At 63.8% G+C, this 24,883-nt stretch carries 22 protein-coding genes; 11 read left to right on the top strand and 11 right to left on the bottom strand.

Going from position 1 to position 24,883, the window contains the following annotated elements:
- Positions 1 to 174: 174 nt before the first annotated feature.
- From D618_RS0105795 to D618_RS0105775, 5 genes are all read left to right on the top strand, one after another.
- Entirely contained in the window at positions 175 to 3,000 is a 2,826-nt protein-coding gene (locus tag D618_RS0105795) for a 2-oxoglutarate dehydrogenase E1 component (protein WP_017670555.1), read from the top strand.
- Between the two features lie 63 nt (positions 3,001 to 3,063).
- Positions 3,064 to 4,311 carry a 2-oxoglutarate dehydrogenase complex dihydrolipoyllysine-residue succinyltransferase gene (odhB, locus tag D618_RS0105790; RefSeq protein WP_017670554.1) on the top strand — a complete coding sequence of 416 codons (1,248 nt, stop codon included), beginning with the start codon at positions 3,064 to 3,066 and terminating at the stop codon, positions 4,309 to 4,311.
- Between the two features lie 40 nt (positions 4,312 to 4,351).
- Complete coding sequence (gene lpdA / locus D618_RS0105785; protein WP_017670553.1) at positions 4,352 to 5,764, top strand: dihydrolipoyl dehydrogenase; 1,413 nt, start codon at positions 4,352 to 4,354, stop codon at positions 5,762 to 5,764.
- An 80-nt stretch (positions 5,765 to 5,844) separates the two neighbouring features.
- Positions 5,845 to 6,492 carry a trimeric intracellular cation channel family protein gene (locus D618_RS0105780; RefSeq protein WP_017670552.1) on the top strand — a complete coding sequence of 216 codons (648 nt, stop codon included), beginning with the start codon at positions 5,845 to 5,847 and terminating at the stop codon, positions 6,490 to 6,492.
- 4 nt (positions 6,493 to 6,496) lie between these two features.
- Positions 6,497 to 7,213, top strand: coding sequence for a PepSY domain-containing protein (locus D618_RS0105775; RefSeq protein ID WP_040370224.1), 717 nt, complete (start codon positions 6,497 to 6,499; stop codon positions 7,211 to 7,213).
- Between the two features lie 32 nt (positions 7,214 to 7,245).
- Here D618_RS0105775 and D618_RS18950 read toward each other — a convergent pair whose 3' ends face one another.
- The 8 genes from D618_RS18950 to D618_RS0105735 form a co-directional block, all read right to left on the bottom strand.
- Complete coding sequence (locus D618_RS18950) at positions 7,246 to 7,926, bottom strand: hypothetical protein (protein WP_017670550.1); 681 nt, start codon at positions 7,924 to 7,926, stop codon at positions 7,246 to 7,248.
- Between the two features lie 117 nt (positions 7,927 to 8,043).
- Positions 8,044 to 8,421, bottom strand: a complete 378-nt coding sequence (locus D618_RS17760) for a hypothetical protein (RefSeq protein WP_152414542.1) — start codon at positions 8,419 to 8,421, stop codon at positions 8,044 to 8,046.
- Positions 8,422 to 8,672: 251 nt separating this feature from the next.
- Complete coding sequence (locus tag D618_RS0105760; protein ID WP_017670548.1) at positions 8,673 to 9,602, bottom strand: electron transfer flavoprotein subunit alpha/FixB family protein; 930 nt, start codon at positions 9,600 to 9,602, stop codon at positions 8,673 to 8,675.
- On the bottom strand, positions 9,599 to 10,348 hold the full coding sequence (locus tag D618_RS0105755; RefSeq protein WP_017670547.1) for an electron transfer flavoprotein subunit beta/FixA family protein: 750 nt from the start codon (positions 10,346 to 10,348) through the stop codon (positions 9,599 to 9,601). The genes D618_RS0105760 and D618_RS0105755 overlap by 4 nt, the downstream gene beginning before the upstream one ends.
- Before the next feature lie 288 nt (positions 10,349 to 10,636).
- Positions 10,637 to 11,836, bottom strand: coding sequence for an ADP-forming succinate--CoA ligase subunit beta (sucC, locus tag D618_RS0105750; protein ID WP_026091349.1), 1,200 nt, complete (start codon positions 11,834 to 11,836; stop codon positions 10,637 to 10,639).
- 160 nt (positions 11,837 to 11,996) lie between these two features.
- On the bottom strand, positions 11,997 to 12,335 hold the full coding sequence (locus D618_RS0105745) for a hypothetical protein (RefSeq protein WP_017670545.1): 339 nt from the start codon (positions 12,333 to 12,335) through the stop codon (positions 11,997 to 11,999).
- Positions 12,335 to 12,877: an inorganic diphosphatase gene (ppa, locus tag D618_RS0105740; RefSeq protein ID WP_017670544.1), complete on the bottom strand. Its 543-nt coding sequence runs from the start codon at positions 12,875 to 12,877 to the stop codon at positions 12,335 to 12,337. Before ppa ends, D618_RS0105745 begins: the two co-directional genes overlap by 1 nt.
- A gap of 57 nt (positions 12,878 to 12,934) precedes the next feature.
- Positions 12,935 to 14,863: a PDZ domain-containing protein gene (locus D618_RS0105735; RefSeq protein WP_040370315.1), complete on the bottom strand. Its 1,929-nt coding sequence runs from the start codon at positions 14,861 to 14,863 to the stop codon at positions 12,935 to 12,937.
- 110 nt (positions 14,864 to 14,973) lie between these two features.
- Between D618_RS0105735 and hisS the strand changes: the two genes are divergently transcribed.
- The 4 genes from hisS (at position 14,974) to D618_RS0105715 (ending at position 19,444) form a co-directional block, all read left to right on the top strand.
- Positions 14,974 to 16,221, top strand: a complete 1,248-nt coding sequence (gene hisS / locus D618_RS0105730; protein ID WP_017670542.1) for a histidine--tRNA ligase — start codon at positions 14,974 to 14,976, stop codon at positions 16,219 to 16,221.
- A 67-nt stretch (positions 16,222 to 16,288) separates the two neighbouring features.
- Positions 16,289 to 17,377 carry a peptide chain release factor 1 gene (gene prfA / locus D618_RS0105725; RefSeq protein ID WP_017670541.1) on the top strand — a complete coding sequence of 363 codons (1,089 nt, stop codon included), beginning with the start codon at positions 16,289 to 16,291 and terminating at the stop codon, positions 17,375 to 17,377.
- 55 nt (positions 17,378 to 17,432) lie between these two features.
- A complete protein-coding gene (gene prmC, locus D618_RS0105720; protein WP_017670540.1) occupies positions 17,433 to 18,278 on the top strand; it encodes a peptide chain release factor N(5)-glutamine methyltransferase in 846 nt (281 codons plus the stop codon).
- 233 nt (positions 18,279 to 18,511) lie between these two features.
- On the top strand, positions 18,512 to 19,444 hold the full coding sequence (locus D618_RS0105715; RefSeq protein WP_026091346.1) for a DUF4167 domain-containing protein: 933 nt from the start codon (positions 18,512 to 18,514) through the stop codon (positions 19,442 to 19,444).
- 141 nt (positions 19,445 to 19,585) lie between these two features.
- Here the strand turns inward: D618_RS0105715 and D618_RS0105710 are convergent, their stop codons facing one another.
- Together D618_RS0105710 and D618_RS0105705 are read right to left on the bottom strand one after the other, a co-directional pair.
- Positions 19,586 to 19,885, bottom strand: coding sequence for a DUF1153 domain-containing protein (locus tag D618_RS0105710; RefSeq protein ID WP_017670538.1), 300 nt, complete (start codon positions 19,883 to 19,885; stop codon positions 19,586 to 19,588).
- Between the two features lie 7 nt (positions 19,886 to 19,892).
- Complete coding sequence (locus D618_RS0105705; RefSeq protein ID WP_152414541.1) at positions 19,893 to 20,312, bottom strand: hypothetical protein; 420 nt, start codon at positions 20,310 to 20,312, stop codon at positions 19,893 to 19,895.
- Between the two features lie 138 nt (positions 20,313 to 20,450).
- Here D618_RS0105705 and mnmA point away from each other — a divergent pair, with 138 nt between their 5' ends.
- The gene (gene mnmA / locus D618_RS0105700; protein ID WP_017670536.1) at positions 20,451 to 21,587 is read left to right on the top strand and encodes a tRNA 2-thiouridine(34) synthase MnmA; all 1,137 of its coding nucleotides are present in this window, start codon (positions 20,451 to 20,453) and stop codon (positions 21,585 to 21,587) included.
- A 20-nt stretch (positions 21,588 to 21,607) separates the two neighbouring features.
- Positions 21,608 to 22,984: an alginate export family protein gene (locus D618_RS0105695; protein WP_026091345.1), complete on the top strand. Its 1,377-nt coding sequence runs from the start codon at positions 21,608 to 21,610 to the stop codon at positions 22,982 to 22,984.
- Positions 22,985 to 22,991: 7 nt separating this feature from the next.
- Here D618_RS0105695 and D618_RS0105690 read toward each other — a convergent pair whose 3' ends face one another.
- Positions 22,992 to 24,881, bottom strand: coding sequence for an XrtA/PEP-CTERM system amidotransferase (locus D618_RS0105690; protein ID WP_017670534.1), 1,890 nt, complete (start codon positions 24,879 to 24,881; stop codon positions 22,992 to 22,994).
- Positions 24,882 to 24,883: the final 2 nt, after the last annotated feature.

Here is a 24,883-nt window from a genome sequence, read left to right as displayed (position 1 = left end):
ACCCTCTCCCCTGAGGGGAGAGGGGAAGCATCGCACAGCGATGCGAGGGAGAGGGCTGGGAGCACGACCGGTAGCGTCGCTGCCCCCTCTCCCAGCTTCGACTGGGGCCAGGCGTGCCCAAGTCTGCGCAACCCTCTCCCTCGGTGGGGAGAGGGGATATAGGGACGGTAGTTTATGACCTACGACGCATATGATTTCGATCCGGCAGAAGGCCCCCAGGCAGGGCCGACCTGGCAGCGCAGCAACTGGCCGCTGGGCGATGGCGACGACCTGACGGCAGCGCTCGACCCGATGCAGATGCAGGCAGCCGTGAAAGCGGCGGTGCGCAACGCATCGGCAGCCGCTGGCCAGCCGGTGGATGAAGCGGCGGTCGCGCGCGCGGCGGATCGTTCGATCCGCGCGATGATGCTGATCCGCACCTACCGGGTGCGCGGCCATCTCGCAGCCGATCTGGATCCTCTGGGCCTGTCGCAGCAGGAACTGCCCGCCGACCTTACGCCAGAATATCACGGCTTCACCGCTGCCGAGATGGACGAAAAGGTGTTCCTGGGCGGCACGATGGGCTTTGAAAGCGCCACCGTACGCCAGCTGATCGATACCCTGCGCGCCAATTACTGCGGCAAGGTGGGCCTGGAATACATGCATATCTCGGACGTGGAGGAGCGCCGCTTCTTCCAGGACCGGATGGAAGGCGTCGACAAGGTCATCGAGTTTACCGAAAACGGCAAGAAGGCGATCCTCTCCAAGGTGATCGAGGCCGAGACGTTCGAGAACTTCCTCGGCAAGAAGTACGTCGGCACCAAGCGCTTCGGCCTCGATGGCGGTGAATCGATGATCCCCGCGCTCGAAGCGGTGATCAAGTACGGCGGCCAGCTCGGCCTCAAGGAAATCGTCTATGGCATGCCGCATCGTGGCCGCCTGAACGTGCTCGCCAACGTGATGGCCAAGCCCTATCGCGTGATCTTCCACGAATTCTCGGGCGGCTCGTCCAACCCTGATGACGTCGCAGGCTCCGGCGATGTGAAATATCACCTCGGCACCAGCACCGACCGCGAGTTCGACGGCATCAGTGTCCATATGTCGCTGGTCCCCAATCCTTCGCACCTTGAAGCGGTCGACCCCGTTGTGCTCGGCAAGGTCCGCGCGCAGCAGGTCAACCGCGACGACCTGACCGATCACAGCCAGGTGCTGCCGGTGCTGCTGCACGGCGATGCCGCCTTTGCCGGTCAGGGCATCGTGTGGGAATGCCTCGGTTTCTCGGGCATCCGCGGATACAATACCGGTGGTTGCATCCACTTCATCGTCAACAACCAGATCGGTTTCACGACGAGCCCGCAGTTTGCGCGCTCCTCGCCCTATCCGTCGGATGTCGCCAAGGGCGTTCAGGCGCCGATCCTGCACGTCAACGGCGATGACCCGGAAGCGGTGACCTTTGCCTGCAAGATGGCGATCGATTTCCGCCAGCAGTTCCATCGCGACGTCGTCATCGACATGTGGTGCTATCGCCGCTTCGGCCACAACGAGGGCGACGAGCCCAGCTTCACCCAGCCGCAGATGTACGCCAAGATCCGCCAGCACCCGCGTGTCAGCAAGATCTACGGCGACCGGCTGATCGAACAGGGCGTGGTGTCGCAGGACTGGATCGACGGCACTGCGACTGCGTTCTCGGACAATCTCGAGCTCGAATTCGAGGCCGGCAAGACCTACAAGGCCAATCAGGCAGACTGGTTTGCCGGACGCTGGTCGGGCCTGCACGCGCCTGCCGACCCCGAGTACGCGCGTCGCAATGTCGAGACCGGCATCGACAAGAAGCTGCTCGAAAGCCTCGGCCGCACGTTGACCAACATCCCCGAAGGGCATGAGGTCCACAAGACCCTGCGCCGCGTCATCGATGCCAAGCGCGAAATGTTCGAAAAGGGCGAAGGCTTCGACTGGGCGACCGGCGAAGCGCTGGCGTTCGGCTCGCTGGTGTCGGAAGGCTATGCCGTCCGTCTCTCGGGTCAGGACTCCGGACGCGGAACGTTCAGCCACCGCCATGCGGTGTGGATCGACCAGAACACCGGCGGCCGTTATCTGCCGCTCGAGCAGGTGCCGCATGGCCGGTTCGAAGTGCTCGACAGCCCCTTGTCCGAATACGGCGTGCTGGGCTTCGAATATGGCTACGCCATGGCCGACCCGAAGACCCTGGTGCTGTGGGAAGCGCAGTTCGGCGATTTCGCCAATGGCGCGCAGATCATGATCGACCAGTTCATCGCCAGCGGCGAGGCCAAGTGGCTGCGCGCCAACGGTCTGGTGATGCTGCTGCCGCATGGCATGGAAGGCCAGGGTCCGGAACACAGCTCGGCGCGTCTCGAACGCTTCCTGCAGCTGTGCGCGGGCGACAACATGCAGGTGTGCAACATCACCACGCCGGCCAACTACTTCCATGTACTGCGCCGGCAGATGCACCGTCCGTTCCGCAAGCCGCTGATCATCATGACGCCCAAGTCGCTGCTGCGGCACAAGATGGCGGTCTCGAAGACGCAGGATTTCTGCGGCAACAGCCATTTCATGCGCATCCTGTCCGACCCGGCTCAGCCGGAGGACAAGGACATCAAGCGTCTGGTGCTGTGTTCGGGCAAGGTGGCGTTCGACCTGATGGAAGCGCGCGACGCGGCGGGCGACAAGCACACCGCTATCATCCGCCTCGAGCAGCTCTACCCCTTCCCCGGCGAGCCGCTGACCATCCGCCTCAAGCGCATGGTCAATCTGGAAGAGGTCGTCTGGGCGCAGGAAGAAGCCCGCAACAACGGCAGCTGGTTCTTCGTCGAGCCCTTCATCGAGGAATGCCTGGCCGATGCCGGCGTTGCCCCCAAGCGGGCGCGTTACGCGGGCCGGATCGCGGCGGCATCGCCCGCCACCGGTCTTGCCAAGCGCCACCAGGCCGAACAGGGCGCGCTCATTGCAGACGCTCTGGGCCATGATGTCCGCGACGAAATCCGGCGTCAGCGCGGCAGCTGACCCCCGCCTAACATACAATGATATCCGCGAATTGAAGCGGACAGTGACGAAGGTTTGTGAACCATGAGCATCGAAGTGAAAGTGCCCGTTCTGGGCGAGTCCATCAGCGAAGCCACCATCGGCGAGTGGCTGAAGAAGCCCGGTGAAGCGGTTGCCGCCGACGAGCCGATTGCCAGCCTGGAAACCGACAAGGTCGCGGTCGAAGTGCCTGCTCCATCTGCCGGCGTGATGGGCCAGCAGATGTATGCCGCAGGCGATACCGTTCAGGTCGGCGCGCTGCTGGCGATGATCGAAGCTGCCGGCAGCGCGGCTGCCGCGTCCCCGCCCGCCACGCCGGCTCCGGCGCCCGCGCCGACCCCCGCACCTGCTGCCGCCAAGGCTGACCCGGCGCCCACCGCCGCCGTGAGCTCGGGCGAACCCGTCAGCCTGTCGCCCGCCGTGCGCCGTCTGGTGCTCGAGCACGGGCTCGATCCCACCAGCATCAAGGGCACCGGCAAGGATGGCCGCCTGACCAAGGAAGACGTGCTGGCTGCGGCTGAAACCGCCAAGGCTGCGCCCGCGCCTGCTGCCGCCCCTGCCGCCGCGCCCGCCGCTAATGCCGTTGCCGGTCGCGAGACCGAGCGCGTGCGCATGACCCGCATCCGCCAGACCATCGCCAAGCGCCTCAAGTCCGCGCAGGACACCGCGGCGATGCTGACCACGTTCAACGATGTCGACATGACCGCGGTGATCGAGGCGCGCGCCAAGTACAAGGACCTGTTCGAGAAGAAGCATGGCATCCGCCTGGGCTTCATGGGCTTCTTCGCCAAGGCTGCGTGCCTGGCATTGAAGGACGTTCCGTCGGTCAACGCACAGATCGAGGGCGATGAGATCGTCTACCACAATTACGCCGATATCTCGGTGGCGGTCAGCGCGCCCAACGGCCTGGTCGTTCCCGTCATCCGCAACGCGGAGACGCTGTCGTTTGCCGGCATCGAAAAGACCATCGCCGACTTCGGCAAGCGCGCCAAGGACGGCACGCTCAAGATGGACGAGATGATGGGCGGCACGTTCACCATCTCGAACGGCGGCGTGTTCGGATCGCTGATGTCGACCCCGATCATCAACCCCCCGCAGAGCGCGGTCCTCGGCCTCCACCGCATCGACCAGCGCCCGGTCGTGATGCCCGATGGCTCGATCGCGGCACGCCCGATGATGTATCTGGCGCTCAGCTATGATCACCGCCTGATCGATGGCCGTGAGGCGGTTACGTTCCTGGTGCGTATCAAGGAAGCGATCGAGGATCCGACGCGTTTGCTGATCGACCTGTAATTTTGGTGCGCCCCAAACTGGCGCACGATGGAGTTTGAAAATGGCTGACTATGATTTCGACGTTCTGGTGATCGGTGCCGGACCCGGCGGCTATGTGGCCGCGATCCGCGCAGCGCAGCTGGGGCTCAAGACCGCGTGCGCCGAGAGCCGCGAGACCTTGGGCGGCACCTGCCTCAACGTCGGCTGCATTCCTTCGAAGGCGATGCTGCACGCGTCCGAACTGTTCGAGGAGGCCGCCAGCGGCAAGCTCGCCAAGCTCGGCATCAAGGGATCGGTCACGCTCGATCTGGAAACCATGCACGCGCAGCGGCGCGATGCGGTGAAGGGCCTGACCGGCGGCATCGAATATCTGTTCAAGAAGAACAAGGTCGAATGGCTCAAGGGCCGCGCCGCGTTCACCGGCACCGATACCGTCGATGTCGGCGGCAAGACCTATCGCGCCAAGAACATCGTCATCGCCACCGGATCGTCGGTCACACCGCTTCCCGGCATCACGGTCGATAACGAGCAGCAGATTATCGTCGATTCCACCGGCGCGCTCGAGCTTGCCAAGGTGCCGGGTCACATGGTCGTCATCGGCGGCGGCGTGATCGGCCTCGAGCTCGGCTCGGTCTGGAAGCGCCTGGGCGCCAAGGTCACCGTGGTCGAATATCTCGACATGATCCTGCCCGGCATGGACGGCGAAATCCGCAAGGAATCGCTCAAGGTGTTCAAGAAGCAGGGCATCGAGTTCAAGCTCTCGACCAAGGTCATCGGCGCAACGGTGAACGGCAGCAAGGCTGAACTCACCGTCGAGCCTTCGGCGGGCGGCGATGCCGAAACGATCGAAGCCGACGTCGTGCTGGTGTCGATCGGCCGTCGTCCCAACACCGATGGCCTCGCGCTCGACAAGGCAGGGCTGGCCGTCAATGGTCGCGGTCAGGTCGAGATCGACCACGACTTCAGCACCTCGGTTCCCGGCATCTGGGCGATCGGCGATGTCGTTCCCGGCCCGATGCTCGCGCACAAGGCTGAGGACGAAGGCATCGCGGTGGCCGAGAATATCGCGGGCCTCACCGGCATCGTGAACCACGACATCATCCCGAGCGTGGTCTACACCATGCCCGAGATCGCGGGCGTGGGTCTGACCGAAGAGCAGGCCAAGGAACGCCTTGAAAAGACGGGGGGCTCGATCAAGGTCGGCAAGTTCCCGATGATGGCCAACTCGCGCGCCAAGACCAATCACGAGGGCGACGGCATGGTCAAGGTGATTGCCGACGCCAAGACCGACCGCATCCTGGGCGTGTGGATCATCGCGTCGCTCGGCGGGACGATGATTGCGCAGGCAGCCCAGGCGATGGAATTCGGCGGCACGAGCGAGGACATCGCCTACACCTGCCACGCCCACCCGACGCACAGCGAGGCGCTCAAGGAAGCCGCCATGGCGGTGCAGGGCAAGCCGATCCACATCTGAAGCAGACATCGCTCTCTCCCCTTAAGGGGAGAGAGCAGATGATACGTGAAATCGCGCGGCCGTTCCTCTAAGGCCGCGCAATGACCACGCCGCTCCCCGCATTCGACTTCGGCACCATTCTCGGCACGCTCGATATGTTCGGGATCGCAGTGTTCGCCGCCTCGGGCGCGCTTGCGGCGGCGGCGAAGCGTCAGACGTTTGTCACCTTTACCTTCTTTGCGCTGGTCACCGGCGTCGGCGGCGGGACGGTGCGCGATCTGCTGATCGGCGCGCCGGTGTTCTGGATCGTCAACTCGAGCGTTTTGGTGGTGGTGCTCGCCGTGTCGGGACTGCTCTGGGTCACCCCGCAACGCTGGTGGCAGGGCAAGATGCTCGACTGGTTCGATGCAGCAGGTCTCGGCGCTTACGGCGTGTTCGGTGCGGCCAAGGCCATGCAGTTTGGCGTCGATCCGCTGCCCGCCGTGATGATGGGCGTGATCACCGCGTGCGTTGGCGGCATCATCCGCGATGTTCTCGCGGGTGAACCATCGATCATCCTGCGCCCCGAATTGTATGTGACCGCTGCTGCCTTGGCCTCGGGACTGTATGTCGGGCTGCGGCTGATCGAGGTCGATCGCCCGGTCGCCGCCGTCATCGGCGCGATCGCAGGCTTCGTGCTACGAGGACTTGCCATCCGCTACAATATCGCGCTGCCGGCCTATCGCGGCGGCGGGAATACGGAGGATTAGGCGCATGGCATTCAGGCTGCGGCGACGGATGGTGATGCGCTGGCATGTGTGGCTCGGCTGGCTGATCGGCGTGCCGTTGTTGCTGTGGACGGCATCGGGCCTGTTCATGGCAAGCTTCCCTATCGACACCATTCGCGGGGAGCATCTGAAGGCCGAAACACTCGCCCTGCCAGCGATCCGACCCGTCGCACCGATGCTGCAGGGTCGCGCGGTGCAGACGCTCACCCTGGCGCAACAGGCGGGCCAGCCTGTCTGGCTGATCGATTATGCCGATGGCGGCAAAAGCAGAGCCGACGCCCGCAGCGGAAGATTGTTGCCGATGGTTAGCGCCCGCGAGGCTGGCGGCATAGCGCGCTCCGCCTTTGCCGGCGATGCCAGGCTCATAGGCGTGACACGCTTCTCGGCCGACGCCGCGCCGCTCGAACTGCGCCGCCCGCGCCCCAGCTGGCAGGCGCGATTTGATGACGGAACGCACCTCTATGTCGATGCGGAAACCGGCGCGGTTCTCGCCACGCGCAGCGCATTGTGGCGCGTGTTCGATTTCATGTGGGGGCTGCACATCATGGATCTGCAGACGCGCGAGGATACCAACCACCCAATCCTGATCGGCTTTGCCGCGCTAGCGGTCGTCTCGATCCTGATCGGGATCATGCTGTTACCCCTGCGGCGCACGAAGGGGCGAAGCGCGCCGCAGGGGTTGAAGCCGGGAAACAAGGGCTGAGTTCAGCCCTGATCGCCCGGTAAAAGGTTTGCTTATTCAGGCAGATACGGGTCCGCATCATTCCGATAGGCAAAATCATCATCGCCCGGCTGGGGCGGCACATAGGATGGGTCACTGCCATCGCCGAACACCTGGCCGTTCACACCGACATCGCCCGCACCCCATGCGCCATTGGCGCGATTGAAGCGGACATAATCGATCCGTCCATAGCTCATCCCGCAGGTAAAGCTGTCGACGCCGTTGTTGCGTGATCCGACCAGTCCTTCGACGCGCCAGCCATTGCCATCGCGCACCACATTGTCGATCCGTTCGACCCGCGCACCGAAGCCGGACTGCGCCGCAGCCGCCGCGCCGCATTGCGTGGAAGCAGAGCGGACATCATCATTATAGCTATAGCGATCGTTGGGACCGTTGCGGTTGCGGCTGCTGTTGCTGGCCGCGCTGGCGATCGCGGCAATCCCGCCGATGATCAGCGCGCCGGCCAGAATGTCTCCGCCATCGATGCCACGGTTACGGCCACGCCAGCGCCGGTTGCCCCAGCCGCCGCGCCATTGCTCGGCCTGCTCGTCGCCCTGATCCCAGCCCAGATCGCCCAGCGTGGAATAATCGCCGCTGCCAACTGTACCAGCAGTCACCGGAGCTGCCATCGCAGGCGCAAAACCGGTGACGAGCATCGCGCCAGCGGCACCCAGACCTGTCAGTGATTTCAGCATGTTCTTGCCTTTCGTGCCAGGCAGCGCGGAAGCGCTTCAGCCTGATGGTGTCTGATTTAGGCGGTTCAGCCTGTCGCCAGGCTGAACCGCCCCGGACCATGGGTGAATGCCCTTGTCTTAACGGAAATTGCCGAGTCCGTTCAGACGCAGGTCACGCACCCTGCCCCGATCCACAAAGCAGGTGAAGCGACCGCGATCGACACCGCTGCGCCAGCGTCCGCCGTCTTCCACGACGATGCGACCCTGCACGCGCAGGCCATAACGGGTGCGATCAATGTCCCGGATGTCGGTGACCTGAGCGAACCGGCCAAAACGGCGCGCTTCGAACTCGGCAGCACGGACGCACTGTTTGACCGCGCGATCACCGCGCCCGCCCCAGCCGGGACCTCCGCCGTGCCACTGCGCTGCCGCCGGGACAGCCGCTGAAACCATGGCAGCAGCACCGAGCAGCGCCGCGCCGAAAACACCCCCAACCACACCGCCAGTCTTTGCCATCGTCCTGTTCCTTCTTCCGGTCACCCCGTTCCTGCGGGGTCAAAAAACGATCTAGCGATTCGGCGATGTGGCGAGGCTGAACTGAGGTGACAGGAATTGTTCAGGTAAAGCGCATTTTACATGAACAGGGTACCGGGTGCCTTTCAACACGTGGAAGCATCATTACCCGCTCAGCAAGCGGAGGCCGCGCAAAAGAAAACCCCGGCAGTCGCCTGCCGGGGTTTTCAATCATTCAAAAGGCAATCAGCCCCTTACAGCTTGCCGGTCAGTTCCGGAACAGCCGTGAACAGGTCCGCGACCAAACCGATGTCGGCGACCTGGAAGATCGGGGCGTCCTCGTCCTTGTTGATGGCGATGATGGTCTTGGAGTCCTTCATGCCTGCAAGGTGCTGGATCGCGCCCGAGATGCCGACCGCAAGGTAGACTTCCGGAGCGACGATCTTGCCGGTCTGGCCGACCTGATAGTCGTTGGGAACATAGCCTGCGTCGACAGCAGCGCGCGACGCGCCGATGCCAGCGCCGAGCTTGTCCGCCAGCGGGGTGATGACTTCCTCGAACTTCTCGCCCGAACCCAGCGCGCGACCACCCGATACGATGATCTTGGCGCTGGTCAGTTCAGGCCGCTCGCTCTTGGCGATTTCGGCACTGACAAAGCTCGACAGGCCCGAATCCGATGCGCCGCCGACGGCTTCGACGGTGCCCGAACCACCTTCGGTGGCGGCCTTTTCGAACGCGGTGCCCCGCACGGTGATCACCAGCTTGGCGTCCGACGATTCGACGGTGGCAATCGCGTTGCCGGCATAGATCGGACGGGTGAAGGTCTTGGGGCCTTCGACCGAGAGAATGTCCGAAATCTGCATCACGTCGAGCAGAGCAGCAACGCGCGGCGCGATGTTCTTGCCGGTGGTGGTAGCAGGCGCGAGGAACGCGTCATGGCTGGCCATGAGGCTCGCGACGAGCGGCGCGACGTTTTCAGCGAGGCCGTTCTCAAGCGAGGCATCGTCGGCGAGGTGCACGGTGGCGACACCGGCAACCTTGGCGACCTGATCGGCAACAGCCGCGCAACCCTTGCCCGCGACCAATGCGTGCACTTCACCCAGCTTGCCGGCAGCGGTGACCACCGCCAGCGTCGCATCCTTCATGACAGCATTGTCATGTTCAACCCATACGAGCGTCTTCATGCGCCAACTCCCATTTCCTTGAGCTTGCCGACCAGTGCGTCGACATCTGCCACCTTGATTCCGGCGCTGCGCACCGGCGGTTCAGCGACCTTGAGCGTGGTCAGGCGCGGCGTGATGTCCACGCCGTAATCACCCGGGGTCTTCACATCGAGCGGCTTCTTCTTCGCCTTCATGATGTTGGGCAGCGAAGCATAACGCGGCTCGTTGAGGCGAAGGTCGGTGGTGACGATCGCAGGCGTGTTGAGCTTGACCGTCTGCAGACCGCCATCGACATCGCGAGCAACGGTGATGCTGTCGGCTTCGACGGTCACGGTGTTGGCGAACGTGGCCTGGCCCCAGCCGAGCAAAGCTGCGAGCATCTGGCCGGTCTGGTTGCTGTCGTCGTCGATCGCCTGCTTGCCCAGCAGGATCAGGCCGGGGTTTTCCTCGGCTGCCACCTTGGCAAGCAGCTTGGCGACGGCCAGCGGCTCGACGGTTTCGTCGGTTTCGATGAGGATCGCGCGATCGGCACCCATGGCGAGCGCGGTGCGCAGCGTTTCCTGGGCCTTTGCAGGTCCAACCGAAACGGCGATGACTTCTTCAGCCTTGCCCGCTTCCTTGATCCGCAGCGCTTCTTCCACTGCGATCTCGTCGAACGGGTTCATGCTCATCTTGACGTTGGCCAGGTCAACCCCGGTGCCATCCGCCTTGACGCGCGGCTTCACGTTATAGTCGATGACCCGTTTTACGGGCACAAGGATCTTCATGGCGCTTCCTTCCTAATGATCGTGAACGCTATTTAGTTTCCGTTCACGTAAACGTCAAGTGGTGCAGTCGCCGACCTTAGGCGTTGCTCCCCTCCTCTCCCTTTACGGGAGAGGATATGGAGACTCGGCAGTCCTGAGCTTGTCGAAGGACTGCCTAGTCGGAATTGGAGAGGGCCTGCGGTTGCGACACAAAGCCACCGCTGCGTCACCCTCTCCCAGCTTCGACTAGGCGCTTGTAGCGCCAAGTCTTCGCAACCCTCTCCCGTCAAGGGAGAGGGGTAAAGCGCATCAAGCCGCCTGCTTGACCTGCGCGACGATCTTTTCAGCCGCATCGCCCAGATTGTCGGCGCTGACGATCGGCAGGCCGCTATTGGCCAGGATGTCCTTGCCCTGCTGCACGTTGGTGCCTTCCAGGCGCACGACCAGAGGAACCGAGAGGTTCACTTCCTTGGCGGCTGCGACAATGCCCTCGGCAATGATGTCGCACTTCATGATGCCGCCGAAGATGTTGACCAGGATGCCCTTCACCGCCGGATCGGACAGGATGATCTTGAACGCTGCGGTCACCTTTTCCTTGCTCGCGCCGCCGCCGACGTCGAGGAAGTTGGCAGGGAACATGCCGTTCAGCTTGATGATGTCCATCGTCGCCATGGCAAGGCCCGCGCCGTTGACCATGCAGCCGATGTCGCCGTCGAGCTTGATATAGGCGAGGTCATACTTGGAGGCTTCGACTTCCATCGGGTCTTCTTCGGTCTCGTCGCGCAGCTTTTCGACATCGGGATGACGATAGAGCGCGTTCGAATCGAAGCTCATCTTGGTGTCGAGCACCAGCAGCTTGCCATCCTTGGTTTCGACCAGCGGGTTGATCTCGAGCATCGCGCAGTCGAGATCCATGAACGCGGTGTAGAGCTGGCTCGCCAGCTTGGCGGCCTGCTTGTTGAGATCACCGGTCAGCTTGAGCGCAAACGCCACGGCGCGGCCATGGTGCGGCATGAAGCCCTGCGCGGGGTCGATGGTGATCGTGGTGATGCGCTCGGGCGTGTCATGCGCCACGGTTTCGATGTCCATGCCGCCTTCGGTCGACACGATCATCGCGACGCGGCCGGTCTTGCGATCGACCAGCATCGAGAGGTAATATTCGGCAGCGATATCGACGCCATCGGTCACGTACAGGCGGTTGACCTGCTTGCCGGCATCGCCGGTCTGCACGGTGACGAGCGTGTTGCCCAGCATTTCGCCTGCATCATTGCGAACGTCGTCGATCGACTTGGCGAGACGGACACCGCCCTTGGCTTCAGCGCCCAGTTCCTTGAACTTGCCCTTGCCGCGTCCACCGGCGTGGATCTGCGCCTTGACGACATAGAGCGGTCCGGGGAGCTTTTCAGCGCCTGCAACGGCCTCTTCGACGGTCAGCGCGGCGTGTCCGGTCGGGATGCCGATACCGTATTTCGCGAGCAGTTCCTTGGCCTGATATTCGTGGATGTTCATGAAGGATCCCATGCCTTTCTGAGCGGGCCGGGCGTGCGACTCACAAGCGGTCGACACCAGGCCATTAAGCGGTCGATGAACGGTTGTGAGGGGCGCTAAAGCATAGACGCGGTGCAAATGAAACCCTGCAATCGCGCAGGGCACCACGCTTTTTCGCAACTTAGTTGCGCACCACGCAAACCAGTCCGGAAGAACTGACCACTGCGAGGATTTCAGGATCGCGCAACGCGCGCGTCCGGCGCAGAAATTCGTCGAAATCGTTCGCCTGCTGCAACTGCCCGATACGCCCGAGCCGCTGCAATTGCGCCAGCGACAGGCGGTCTACCATGCGTTCGGCCATGCAGGCGGATACGGGCCGACTGAGCCCGGTCTTTTCAAGCGCAGCGCGGGTCCGCGCCTCTGGAGTTGCACAGCCCGACACAGCGGCGACCACAGCGCCGGCCAGCATCAGCGCAGCAGAGCGCCGCCATGCTGCCAGCGCTGCGGTCACGCGTGTCATCAGTCTTCAGCCTTGTCGGCCTGCGCCCGCTCGATCGCCTCGATGATGATCTGCCGTGCTTCGGCAGCATCGCCCCACTTGCCGACGCGGACCCACTTTTCAGCTTCCAGGTCCTTGTAGTGGGTAAAGAAATGCTCGATCTGCGCAAACACGATGTCGGGCATGTCCGCCTTTTCGCGCACGTCGGTGTAATAGGGGAAGGTCGCAGTGTCGGGCACGCAGATGACCTTTTCATCACCGCCATGCTCGTCTTCCAGGTTCAGCACCGCAATCGGGCGGACGCGCACGACAGAGCCGGGCATGAACGGCGAACGCGCGATCACCAGTGCATCGAGCGGATCGCCATCGGGCGACAGCGTGTGCGGGATGAAGCCGTAATTGGCAGGATAGCGCATCGGCGTGTGCAGGATGCGATCGACGAACAGTGCACCTGAGGCCTTGTCGAACTCGTACTTCACCGGTTCACCGCCAGTGGGCACTTCGATGATGACGTTCACGTTGTTCGGCGGATTCTTGCCGATCGAAATCTCTTTGATAAGCATAAGGAAGAAGGCCCTTGTTATGGTTTGCCGCCGAACGGCCTGCCCGTTCTTCAGCGTTCAGCGGGTTTGCGGCGCAAGCAGCCGGTCAAGGCCGGTTTCGCCCTGCCCCGTCTTGCGGAGCGCCGGATAGCGCAACCCGCCCTTATAGGAAAGTGCGGTTTCACGGTATCTTTTGCCGCGCTTGACCAGCAGTCCAACCTTGCCGGTGGCGGTCGTGGCAGCGACAGCCGTCTTCAGCGCTTCGCCGGAATAATCGCGTCCATCGACGCCGGTGATCTGGTCGCCCACGGTCATGCCGGCCTCGAAGGCAGGACTGCCCCACATCACCTGGCTGACCTTGCCATCCTTGGCGACGATCAGTCCGACGGAATGGCTCAGATCCGTGGTCCCGGACGCTGCCTCTCCCGATTTGATGAAGGCGCTGGGTTCGGCGGCATAGACCAGTTCATAGCCGCCCAGCGCAAAGCCCTGCTTGGGTGCCTCGACGTTGATCTCGTACACCCGGCGCTGCAAAAAGCCCTGCCAGTCATAGGGCAGCACCGCGTTCAGCGCGGCCACGACATCGGGCAGCTCATAGGTCACCACACCCCAGTCGCCATCGCGCCCACCGAAGAAGCTGCGGGCAAAGTCCTGCAGGGATTTCGTGTTGCCCGATTCGCGGCGAATGATCTGGTCGGCCTCCAGCCACACCAGCATGCCCTCGTTATAATAGTCCTCGCTGCGCTGATAGCTCGCCCACGCCTTGGGCCGGCGCGCGGAGATGATGGGATCGTGCGCGGTATCGATCAGCGGCCGCCAGTTGCGTCCGGCGCGCGCATCCAGCCCGGCAGCGATATTGGCAAAGGCATCCAGCGTTTCCTGATAGGTGAACAATCCAGAACGTGCGCCCAGCACATAGCCCCAGAACTGGGTCTGGCCCTCGTACACCCACAGCAGGTCATCGCGACTGGGCACGCGGAAATCGGGCGCCCAGATGCCTTGCGGACGGCGATGCTTGCCATTCCAGCTGTGCGTCATCTCGTGCGGCAGCAGGTTGCGCGAGCCCGGCCCCTTGGCCCAATCGGTGAAATAGCCGGTGCCGACGCCGTTTTCGCTGCTGCGATGATGCTCGATGCCGATGCCGGTCATCTCGTCCGACAATGCCAGCAGAAAGTCGTAGCGATCGTAATGGCGCACGCCAAACAGGTGCTCGGCCTCGGCCACCAGCTTCTTGTGCGCATCGATCTGCTCGGGCGTGGCGGCCAGGAATTCGGCCTCGTCGGCAACGACGTTGAGCGTCACCTTGTCAGACAGCGGCCAGCTCCTGAAATGCGCGCCGGCGAACATCGGGCTGTCGACCAGAGTGTCGAAGTCGACGCGCTCGTAAGCGACCTTGCTGCCGGTCGTGCGCTTCGCCCGCATCGCGCTGCCCGCCTGCCAGCCGGTCGGCCAGGTGACCGTGGCGTCTACCGCGATGTTGCGAGCGAAATAACCTGCCGGATACAGCGCAACGTTGTTCCAGCGCAGGTTCATCATGCTGGGTGCGACGACGACGCGCCCCTGATTCGAGGCGGTCGGGCTGACGAACTGGAAATTCGCCACGACCTCGCGCACGCCCTGCGGAACGGTGATATGGAAGGCGTTGATGTCGAGCGAATCACGTTGCCAGGCAAGCGCTTTGCCTGCCGCGCTGAAGGTCAGCCCTACCAGCTTTTCGATCTCCCCGCGCGGGGCGTGATTGCCCGGCAGCCATTGCGGATACAGCACCGTGAACCGCCCATTGGCGCGCGCATCTTCGGGCACCGGGATCGTCTGCTTCATCGCGAAGATCGCCCGCCCGACATCGGTTGCGTCAACCTCCAGCGTCATCACGCCGGGAAATTCGATATCGCGCGCTGGCGGCACGATGTCGACCACCGGCTGAGGCTGGGGTTCGCTGTTCTGAGCGGTGGCCGGAAACGCCGCAAGAGCGATGGCAAGGCAGGCGGTGGAGATCAGGTGGCGCAAAGTTTCAGACCCTTTTGAATTCGCGTGGTCGAACATCATAAACGCCGACCGCAAAAAAAAGCACCCGCCTGTTTGGCGTCCGCTCAAAAACTCGCTAATGGCGGCGGAATATGGGCAAGATTACAACACCGGGCGCGATCCGCGGAACGCAGGACATCTTTGGGCAAGATCAGGAGCGGTTCGGCCATGTCGTCGACACGTTCGATCGGGTGCGCCGTCTGTACAACTTTCGCCGCGTCGAAATGCCGGTGTTCGAAGCCACGGCGGTATTCGCCCGCTCGCTGGGCGAGACCACCGATGTGGTGTCGAAGGAGATGTACTCGTTCGAGGACCGCAGCGGCGACTCGCTGACCCTTCGGCCAGAATTCACCGCCGGGCTGGCGCGCGCGTATCTCACCAACGGCTGGCAGCAATATGCTCCGCTCAAGATCGCCACGCACGGGCCGCTGTTCCGCTATGAACGCCCGCAAAAGGGGCGCTACCGCCAATTCCACCAGATCGATGCCGAAATGATCGGATCGGGCGACCCGCAGGCCGATGTCGAACTGCTGGTGATGGCCGATCATGTCCTGCGCGAACTGGGAATCACCGAAGGCGTGACGCTGCAACTCAACACCTTGGGCGATGCCGCCAGCCGGGACGCCTGGCGCGCGGCATTGATCGAGCATTTTCAGGCGCACAAGGACCAACTGTCCAAGGATTCGCAGGACCGCCTGGAGCGCAATCCGTTGCGGATCCTCGACAGCAAGGAGGCGCAGGATCGTCCGGTGGCGGACTCCGCCCCCGACATCGACGCCTTTCTCACCGATGAGGCGCGCGCGTTCTTTGACAGCGTGACTGGCGGCCTCGACGCGGCAGGCGTCGCCTGGACCCGCAATGCCCGGCTGGTGCGGGGGCTGGACTATTACCGCCACACCGCGTTCGAATTCGTCACCGACCGGCTGGGTGCGCAGGGCACGGTGCTGGCCGGCGGGCGCTATGACGGGCTGATAGAAAGCCTGGGTGGGCCTTCGACACCTGCAGTCGGCTGGGCAGCGGGGATCGAGCGGCTGGCCATGCTGTGCGATGACGCGGCGCTCGGCGGCGGTCTGGATGTGATCATCGCGCTGGAGGACGATCGGGCATTGGCTGAGGCAACGGCTGCACAGGCAAGCCTGCGCAACAGCGGCATCTCGTGCGACATGATCGCCACCGGTTCCCCCCGCAAACGTTACGACAAGGCCGCCAAGAGCAACGCCAAAGTCTTGATTTCCTTCCAGCATGATGGTGAACTGGCCAAGGCCAATATCCGGTCTGCTCCGGAAAGCGACCTGCATGCCAAAGTTGCAGACGTGCTGAACGTTTCTGCAACCAAATGATGCCATTGAGAACGCCGAAAGTCGCCTGCTCGCCCTCACCGTGCAGCAGGTTGGGGGGAGAACAATAATGACCCGGATTTCCGGTGAACGCATTGCGCAGATCGAGGCACGATTCGGCAAGATCCAGGCGCGGATGTCGTCCGGCACGCTGGATGGCGAAGAATTCGTGCAGATGGCCAAGGACTATGCCGAACTCGAGCCGGTCGCACGGGCTGCCGCCGAGGTGCGCCGCCTGCGCGCCGAGCTTGAGGTGCTCGAAGGCCTGATCGCGGATACCGCGTCCGACCCCGACATCGTGGCGTTGGCGGCAGGCGAATCGGTCGGTATTCGCGAGCGGCTTCCCGTTGCCGAGCAGACTCTGGCGCTCAAGCTCCTGCCGCGTGACAGCGCCGACATGCGGCCCGCCATGCTCGAAATCCGCGCCGGCACCGGCGGCGACGAAGCCGCGCTGTTCGCAGGTGACCTGCTGCGGATGTACAGCCGTTTCGCCGAAGATCGCGGCTGGAAGATCGAGATCATTTCTGCCAGCCCGTCCGATGTCGGTGGTTTCAAGGAAGTGATCGCGTCGGTCAACGGCGCGGGCGTGTTCGCCAAGCTGAAGTACGAAAGCGGCGTGCACCGCGTCCAGCGCGTTCCCGAAACCGAGAGCGGCGGACGGATCCACACCTCTGCCGCCACCGTGGCCGTGCTGCCCGAACCCGAGGCGGTCGACATCCAGATCAACGACAACGATCTGCGCATCGATGTCTACCGCGCGTCGGGATCGGGTGGGCAGCATGTCAACACCACCGACAGCGCGGTGCGCATCACCCACCTGCCCTCGGGTCTCGTGGTGACGCAGCAGGACGAAAAGTCCCAGCACAAGAACAAGGCCAAGGCGCTCAAGGTTCTGGGCGCGCGGCTGTATGAACTGGAACGCAGCAAGGTCGCAGCGACCGAGGCAGACGCGCGCAAGTCGATGGTCGGCTCCGGCGACCGGTCGGAACGCATCCGCACCTACAATTTCCCGCAAGGTCGAGTGACTGATCACCGCATCAACCTCACGCTGCACCGGCTGGACGAGATTTTGGCAGGGGAAGGGCTTTATGAACTGATCGATGCGCTGACCGCGCAGGATCAGGCGGACCGCCTTGCGAATATGGAAACATTGGGGTGAACCCAACGCACGTTAGGCGAGATACAACGACCGCGGGATCCCCGCATCTGCAGCGATGATCGTCAACGAGGCGCTGCGCCAGGCCGCAGAGGCGTTGGCGGCGGTGTCCGACACCCCAAGGCTGGATGCGGAACTGCTGATGTCCGAGGCACTCGGCATCACCCGCAGCGCGATGCTGCTGGGGCGGATGCGCGATGATGCACCGCCGCATTTCGATGCGCTCCTGCAACGCCGCCTCGGCCATGAACCGGTCGCCTACATTCTGGGGCGGCAGGATTTCTGGACTTTGACGCTGGCCGTATCGCCCGGCGTGCTGATCCCGCGCGCGGATAGCGAAACGCTGATCGAGGCGGCGATCGCAGCGTTTCAGGACCATCCGCCTGCCCGGATCCTCGACCTGGGCACTGGCTCTGGCGCGCTGCTGCTGGCGGCACTTTCGCACTGGCCACTGGCACGCGGCACCGGAATTGACGCGAGTGCAGCAGCGCTTGCGATCGCCAGCAGCAATGCGGTCGCCACCGGTCTGGCCGACCGCGCACAGCTGCAACTGGCGGACTGGCGTACCACAGGCTGGATCGAAGCGCTGCAGGCGCCGTTCGACCTGATCCTTGCCAATCCACCCTATGTCGAGACCCACGCGGCGCTGGCGCCGCAGGTCGCGCAGCACGAACCGCACAGCGCACTGTTCGCCGGGCCAGACGGGCTGGACGATTATCGCATCCTCATCCCTGCCCTGCCCGGCTTGTTGGCGCCGGGCGGCGTGGCGGTGTTCGAGATCGGATCGACCCAGTCCGCCGCCGTTGTCGCGCTGGCAGAGGCATCGGGCTTTGATGCACAATGCTGCAAGGATCTCGCCGGACACGATCGCGCATTGATATTGCGCCCGCAGCGCGCTGCCTGATATTTCGCTTGGCAAGCCCTTGGCGAGCCGCTACCACCGCAGAAGCAGGAGAGGTGATGCTAGGCACTAGGCCCATCACGCTTGCTGACCCCAATCATCTATTTCGGGCAGCTTATCACAGCCACTCAAAGCGGATGAAAGGCTTGGGACGCGCGGCGCGCCTTTTGGCGACGGGCCGCACGGACGCGCAGAGGACACGCAGGCAACTTGCGACTGATAAGGAAGCGTCAACGTTGAACAACAATCGTGGAACGAGCCGTCGTCGCGGCCGTGGCAATAATCGTCCGCAGCCCAGTGGCCGCAGCGGCGGCATGGATCAGGGCAACCGGATCGATAGCCGCGCGCGTGGCAATGCGACGCAGATGCTCGAGAAATACAAGAAAATGGCGCACGATGCGCAGATGAACGGTGACCGTGTGGCCACCGAATATTATCTGCAATTTGCCGATCATTATTTCCGCGTGCTCGCCGACAACCGTGCCCGTCAGGACGAATACCGTCGTCCGCGTGAAGAGCAGAATCGCGACAATGGCAGCGATTATGCCGATGACGATGACGATATGGGCTTCAACTCGAGCCCCAGCCCGCGCAATTATTCGCAGGATCAGTCGGACGAAGCTTCGGCCCGCAGCGGCCAGGACGATGACGGCGACGATCAGGACGACAACCGCGGCAATCGCGGCAACGGCAACCAGCGCAACGAAGGTCGCCAGAGCGAGGGTCGTCAGAATGAAGGACGGCGCGAGCGTCGTCCCCGCGAAGACAATCAGGAACGCCAGGGCCAGGAACGTCAGGGTCAGGATCGCCAGAACCAGGAACGCCAGGGCCAGGAACGCCAGGGCCGTCCGCGCAGCGATCGCCAGGAGCAGGCACCGCGTGCCGCTGCTCCGGCCCCTGCCCCCAGCCCGGCCCCCGCTGCAACGCCTGCAACAGAAACCGAGGATCAGTCTGGCGCGCCCCGCCGCATCTTGCGCGGCCGCGGACGTCCGCCCCGTGCGGTCGAGGCTGAAGCCAGCAATGGCCTTGATCCGATGATCCTGCCGCCGGCAATTGGCGTGCCTGCCGAAGACAAGACCGATGCGGAGGCTCCCAAGCCCAAGCGCCGGGCCGCTCCGCGTCGCAAGGCCGCAGAATCGGGCGACGTCGAGGCTGCCGCCGCTGAATGAATTCCGCTTCTCCCGTGCAGGTTGCGCGGGAGAAGAAACCAGCTGCAGCGCCGTTCTGGCGCTCGACTGACCACCCAAACGAAAAAGGGGTGCGATCCACAACCGGATCGCACCCCTTTTTCGTTCGCCGAAGCGGGTCGTTCAATATCGCTGCTGGCGTTCGTAGAGGTCGCGATAATGCTGGATGCGCGTGACGCGCAGACCGGGCATGCCCGATCGGTCAACGGCGCGCTGCCACGAAGCGAACTCCTCGAGCGTGAGGTCATAGCGTTCGCAAACTTCGTCGATGGTCAGCAGACCGCCATTGACGGCCGCCACCACTTCCGCCTTGCGGCGTACCACCCACCGCTTGGTGCCCGGCGCCGGCAGGTTATCCAGCGTCAAGGGTTCGCCTAGCGGACCAATGACCTGTGCCGGTTTGATTTTCTGATTTTCGATCATCACGTCCTCAAAAGGCCTGGTTCGTGCACAAATGCGCGTGGGGACTGTCTAACCCGGCCGCTTTTCGATTGCCTGAAGCACAATGGTAAACACCACTTTCACAAATCTGTTCCGCTGGGGCGAGCTGGTTCAGGGCATCGACAAAGTGCCTGTTGAAGCTTCCCGGCGTCACGCCATCGGCGCGCGCCAGCCCCGCCATCCAGCTGGTCATCGCCTGATCCGGATCGAGCGATTCGACCACCAGGGGTCTGCGCCCCATGCACGCCATCATGGGCGTAGAGGCCAGCGCACGCAGGATATCCATATCGAGCGTGCGCAGCCTTGCCGCGCCGCTGCGAGCCTGACCGACCGCGTCATGAGGAAAGTTCATATCCATGGCCAACGGTGTACCAGCCAAACCGTAAGAGCAGGTAAAAGTGCCCTTCATCGCTGATTAGACTTGGTTAATTGCTGATAACACTGCGGTCTAAACCCAAGGATTTCGGGTGTTTTGCGGCTTTGGGCTGCTGCAAAAAATTGCCGCATCGGGCTGGCAGAAAGGTGCCGCCAGCGCTACATGCACGCCATGCAGGCACAGCCCTTCTCCGGTTTTCAACTCGATGGCGACATGAAGACGCGACGAATCGTCGTGGCCATGTCGGGCGGTGTCGACTCGTCTGTCGTTGCCGGGCTTGCCGCCGCAACGGGTGCCGAGACGATCGGCATCACGCTGCAGCTTTACGATCATGGCGCAGCGGTCAAACGCGCGGGCTCGTGCTGTGCCGGGCAGGACATTCGCGATGCTCGCGCGGTCGCCGATCGCCTTGGCATCGCGCATTATGTCTTCGACCACGAAAGCCGGTTCCGCGAGTCCGTGGTCGATCGTTTCGCCGACGAATATATGGCCGGACGCACCCCCATTCCCTGCATCCAGTGCAACATGGGCGTGAAGTTCACCGATCTGCTGCAGATGGCGCGCGATCTGGGGGCCGATTGCCTGGCCACCGGTCATTACGTCCGCCGCATGATCGGCAGCACGGGCCGGGCAGAACTCCACCGCGCGCATGACCCTGCGCGCGACCAGAGCTATTTCCTGTTCGCCACCACCGACGACCAGATGGATTTCCTGCGCTTTCCGCTGGGCGACCTCCCCAAGCCGCAAGTCCGCGCGCTGGCGCAGGAAATGGGCCTGGTGGTCGCGGCGAAACCCGATAGCCAGGATATCTGCTTCGTCCCCGATGGCGACTATGCCGCCGTGGTGCGCAAGGTACGCCCTGATGCCGATACCGGCGGGGCCATCGTGCATGTCGATGGCCGCACGCTGGGTGAGCACAAGGGCCTGATCCATTTCACCATCGGCCAGCGCAAGGGGCTGGAGATCGGCGGCCAGCCTGAGCCGCTGTATGTCGTGAAGATCGATGCTGCCACGCGCCGTGTGATCGTCGGACCCCGCGCCGCACTGGCCATCGGTGCAGCCGAGATTGTCGACATGAACTGGATCGGCGATGACTATGAAGGCCCGATGGAGGTCAAGGTCCGGTCGCTGGCCAAGCCCGCCGCGGCGCGGATCGAGGGCACCGGTGCAAACCGCCGTCTGGTTTTCCTTCAGCCCGAATATGGCGTCGCGCCCGGACAGGCCGCCGTTCTGTACGCCGGTAGCCGGGTGCTGGGCGGCGGATGGATCGCCAGCACCGAACCGGTCGAGCCTGCACTCGCGGCCTGATCTGTCGGCGCTTCGGTCCCATGGTCGCTTCCCGCCGCATGATCTTCGGGGGAATGTTCGTGCGCACAGCAGCGTTAAGCGGAATGGCAACAGCAGCGGCGCTGATTGCAGCGCCAGCGCCAGCGCACGCGCAGTCCGAAGCGGATAACGGTCTCACACTCTCCGGGAGCTATCGGCTGCGTTATGAAATGCTGGAAGCCCAGTACCGCCCCGGCCTGCCACCGCGCGACGACGCGATCACCCTGCAGACTTTGATCGTCGCGGATTATCGCAGTGGTCCGTGGCATTTGTCGGCCGAGCTCGTCGATGCGCGCGGTTACCTGATCGATGCGCCAGGCGCAGCAAGCACCGGCGAGGTCAATGCGTTCGAGCTCAGCCGTGCGTCGATAAGCTACCGCCATGGCCCTTTCGAACTGACCGCCGGACGGCTGCATCTCAATCTCGGCTCGCGCCGGCTGGCGGCGCGCAATGCGTTTCGCAACACCATCAACAGCTTCACCGGGGTCAGGGTCGACTGGCATGGTCAAGCCGAAGACACGCTCACAGCGTTCTATGTCCTGCCGCACACCCGGCTTCCCAGCGCGCGTGCCGATCTTGTCGACAACCGCGTGCGCTGGGATCGTGAAAGCTTCGACCTGACGTTCTGGGGCGCGCATTACACGCGGCCCGATCTGTTCGACGGCATCACGCTGCAGACCAATGTGTTCGGGCTGAACGAGCGCGATGGCGACAACGGTCCGACCCGCAACCGGCGCCTGATCACCTGGGGTGCCAGGCTCCATCGCGCGCCAGCACTCGGACGCTGGGATATCGACATGGAGGGCGCGGTGCAGACAGGCACCATTCGGCAGTCCGTCGCGCCAGGTGCAGCACGTCAGGATGTCCGGGCGTTTTTCGGCCATGCCGAACTCGGCTACAGCCCCGACCTGCCGGGCAAGCCGCGCCTGTCCGTGCTGTTCGATATCGCCAGTGGCGATGATCCGCGCAGCGCCAGCTTTACCCGGTTCGATACGCTGTTCGGCGCGCGCCGATGGGAGTTCGGCCCCAGCGGACTCTTCGGTGCCCTCGCGCGGACCAACATCATATCGCCCGGGGTGCGCGCCGAAGTTCGCCCCGCCCCGCGCTGGGATGCGATGGCCTTGTGGCGGCCCGCATGGGTCCACGATCGCCGCGACCGTTTCGGCAACGCGGGCCCGGTTGATCCGCAAGGACAATCGGGCCGCTTTGCCGGGCATCTGCTGGAGGTCCGGCTGGGCCACTGGTTGATCGAAAAACGGCTGCGGCTGGAAGCTGGCACCGCGATCATGACCGGCGATCGTCTGCTCGACGATGCACCCAATGCCACAGGCTTCGGCGACACGCGCTATGCCTATGGGCAGATGACGGTGAATTTCTGACGGCGGGTCAGAACACCCGGTCAAGCGCCTTGTCGAGCATCCACAATTGCCACAGCAGCCGCGCATTGTCGCTGCGTCCTGAAATGTGCGCCTCTGCGATATCGCTCAGTCGCGCGGTGTTGAACCAGCCGCTGCGCGCCAGCGCCGATCCGCTTGCGATGGCGCGCGCCTGATCGGCCAGCGGCCCGCGAAACCACTGCGCGATCGGGCTGACGAAACCCATCTTGGGACGGTAGAGGATATCGTCGGGCAGAGTGCCGCGCATCGCGCGTTTCATCAGCCATTTGCCCTGTCCGCCGCGCACGCGCATCGCCTCGGGCAGCGTTGCGGCAAATTCGATCAGCCGGTAGTCGAGAAGCGGCTCGCGCGCCTCCAGGCTGACCGCCATGCTGGTGCGATCGACCTTGGTCAGGATGTCGCCGGGCAACCACAGCTTCATGTCGGCATATTGCGCAGCATCCAGGCCCGAGCGCGCCGGTGCACCTGCCATCAGCGCGATCATGTGATCCTCGCCGCGATAGCCGCCCAGCGCGGAACGCTGGCTGTCCGAATAGAGCGACTGGCGCTGGTCATAGCCGGTCACGCCAACCGCATCGGTATAGCCTTCGGCCCCCGTCCGCGCGAGCGAGAGCAAAGTCGATTTGGCGCGCAACGGGCGCGGCGCCCAGTCCGCCTTGGGGTACAATGCGCCCAGTCCGCCGAACAGAGGCCCGCGCAAACCCTGAGGCAGCATGCCCCGCACCCGCTCTTCGCCGTGATGGAAGACATGACGGCGATAGCCTGCAAACGCCTCGTCCGCGCCATCTCCCGAAAGGGCCACGGTCACGCTCTCGCGCGCCAACTGGCACACGCGGAAGGTCGGCAGCATCGAGGCGTCGGCAAAGGGCTCGTCGAACTGCGCGGCAACCTGGTCGATGATCGCGATGTCATCGGGCGAGACAGTGCGGCTGCGATGATCGGTCGCGAAGCGCTCGGCGATGCGGCGCGCATAGTCGCTCTCGTCAAGTTCGGCGACATCGAATCCGATGCTGCAGGTCTTGACCGCCTGGGTGCTGCGCTCGGCCATCAGCGCGACCACGGTCGAGCTGTCCACGCCGCCCGAAAGAAATGCTCCCAACGGCACGTCGGCGACCATCCGCGATGCCACCGCCTCGCGCATATGGTGCAGCAGCTCGGCCTGGAGATCGGCGACCGACACACGCGTGCGGGCTGAAAAATCGACGTCCCAGTACTGAACCGGCTCGGGCAGCGGCTTGCCCCGCTCGAGCATCAGATAGTGCCCGGCGGGTAGCTTCTTCACCCCCGCGACGAAGCAGCGATGATCGGGGACATAGCCGAACGCCAGATAGTCATCGACCGCCTGCGGGTCGGGCGCGCGGCGCAGCGCCGGGTGCGCGAGTAGCCCCTTCAGTTCCGAGGCAAAGATCACGCTGCCATCTGGCAGGCTGGCATAATGCAGCGGCTTCACGCCCAGCCGGTCGCGCGCCATGAACAGCCTTTGCTGACGCTGGTCGTAGAGCGCAAAGGCGAACATGCCGTTCAACCGATCAAGGCAACGCTCGCCCCATTGCCGCCACGCGGCCAGGATCACCTCGGTATCGCCCGAGGTGCGAAAGCGGTGGCCGAGTGCGGCGAGCTCGGCGCGGACCTCCTGGAAATTGTAGATCTCGCCGTTGAAGGTCAGGACACAGGCTTCGTCCTCGCTCAGCATCGGCTGCGCGCTGCCTTCCAGATCGATGATCGACAGCCGCAAGTGCCCCAGCCCGACGCCAGGCGCGGTCCAGCAGCCGTTGCCGTCCGGTCCGCGATGCAGCATCGCATCGGTCATCAGCCGGATGCGCGCAGGATCGACCGGCTTGGCCGTTTCGAGGTGGAAGATACCGGCGATGCCGCACATGA

Origin of the sequence: Blastomonas sp. AAP53, from assembly GCF_000331245.1 — a bacterium.
Lineage (GTDB): Bacteria > Pseudomonadota > Alphaproteobacteria > Sphingomonadales > Sphingomonadaceae > Blastomonas.
This window is presented reverse-complemented; position numbering and strand designations above follow the sequence as displayed.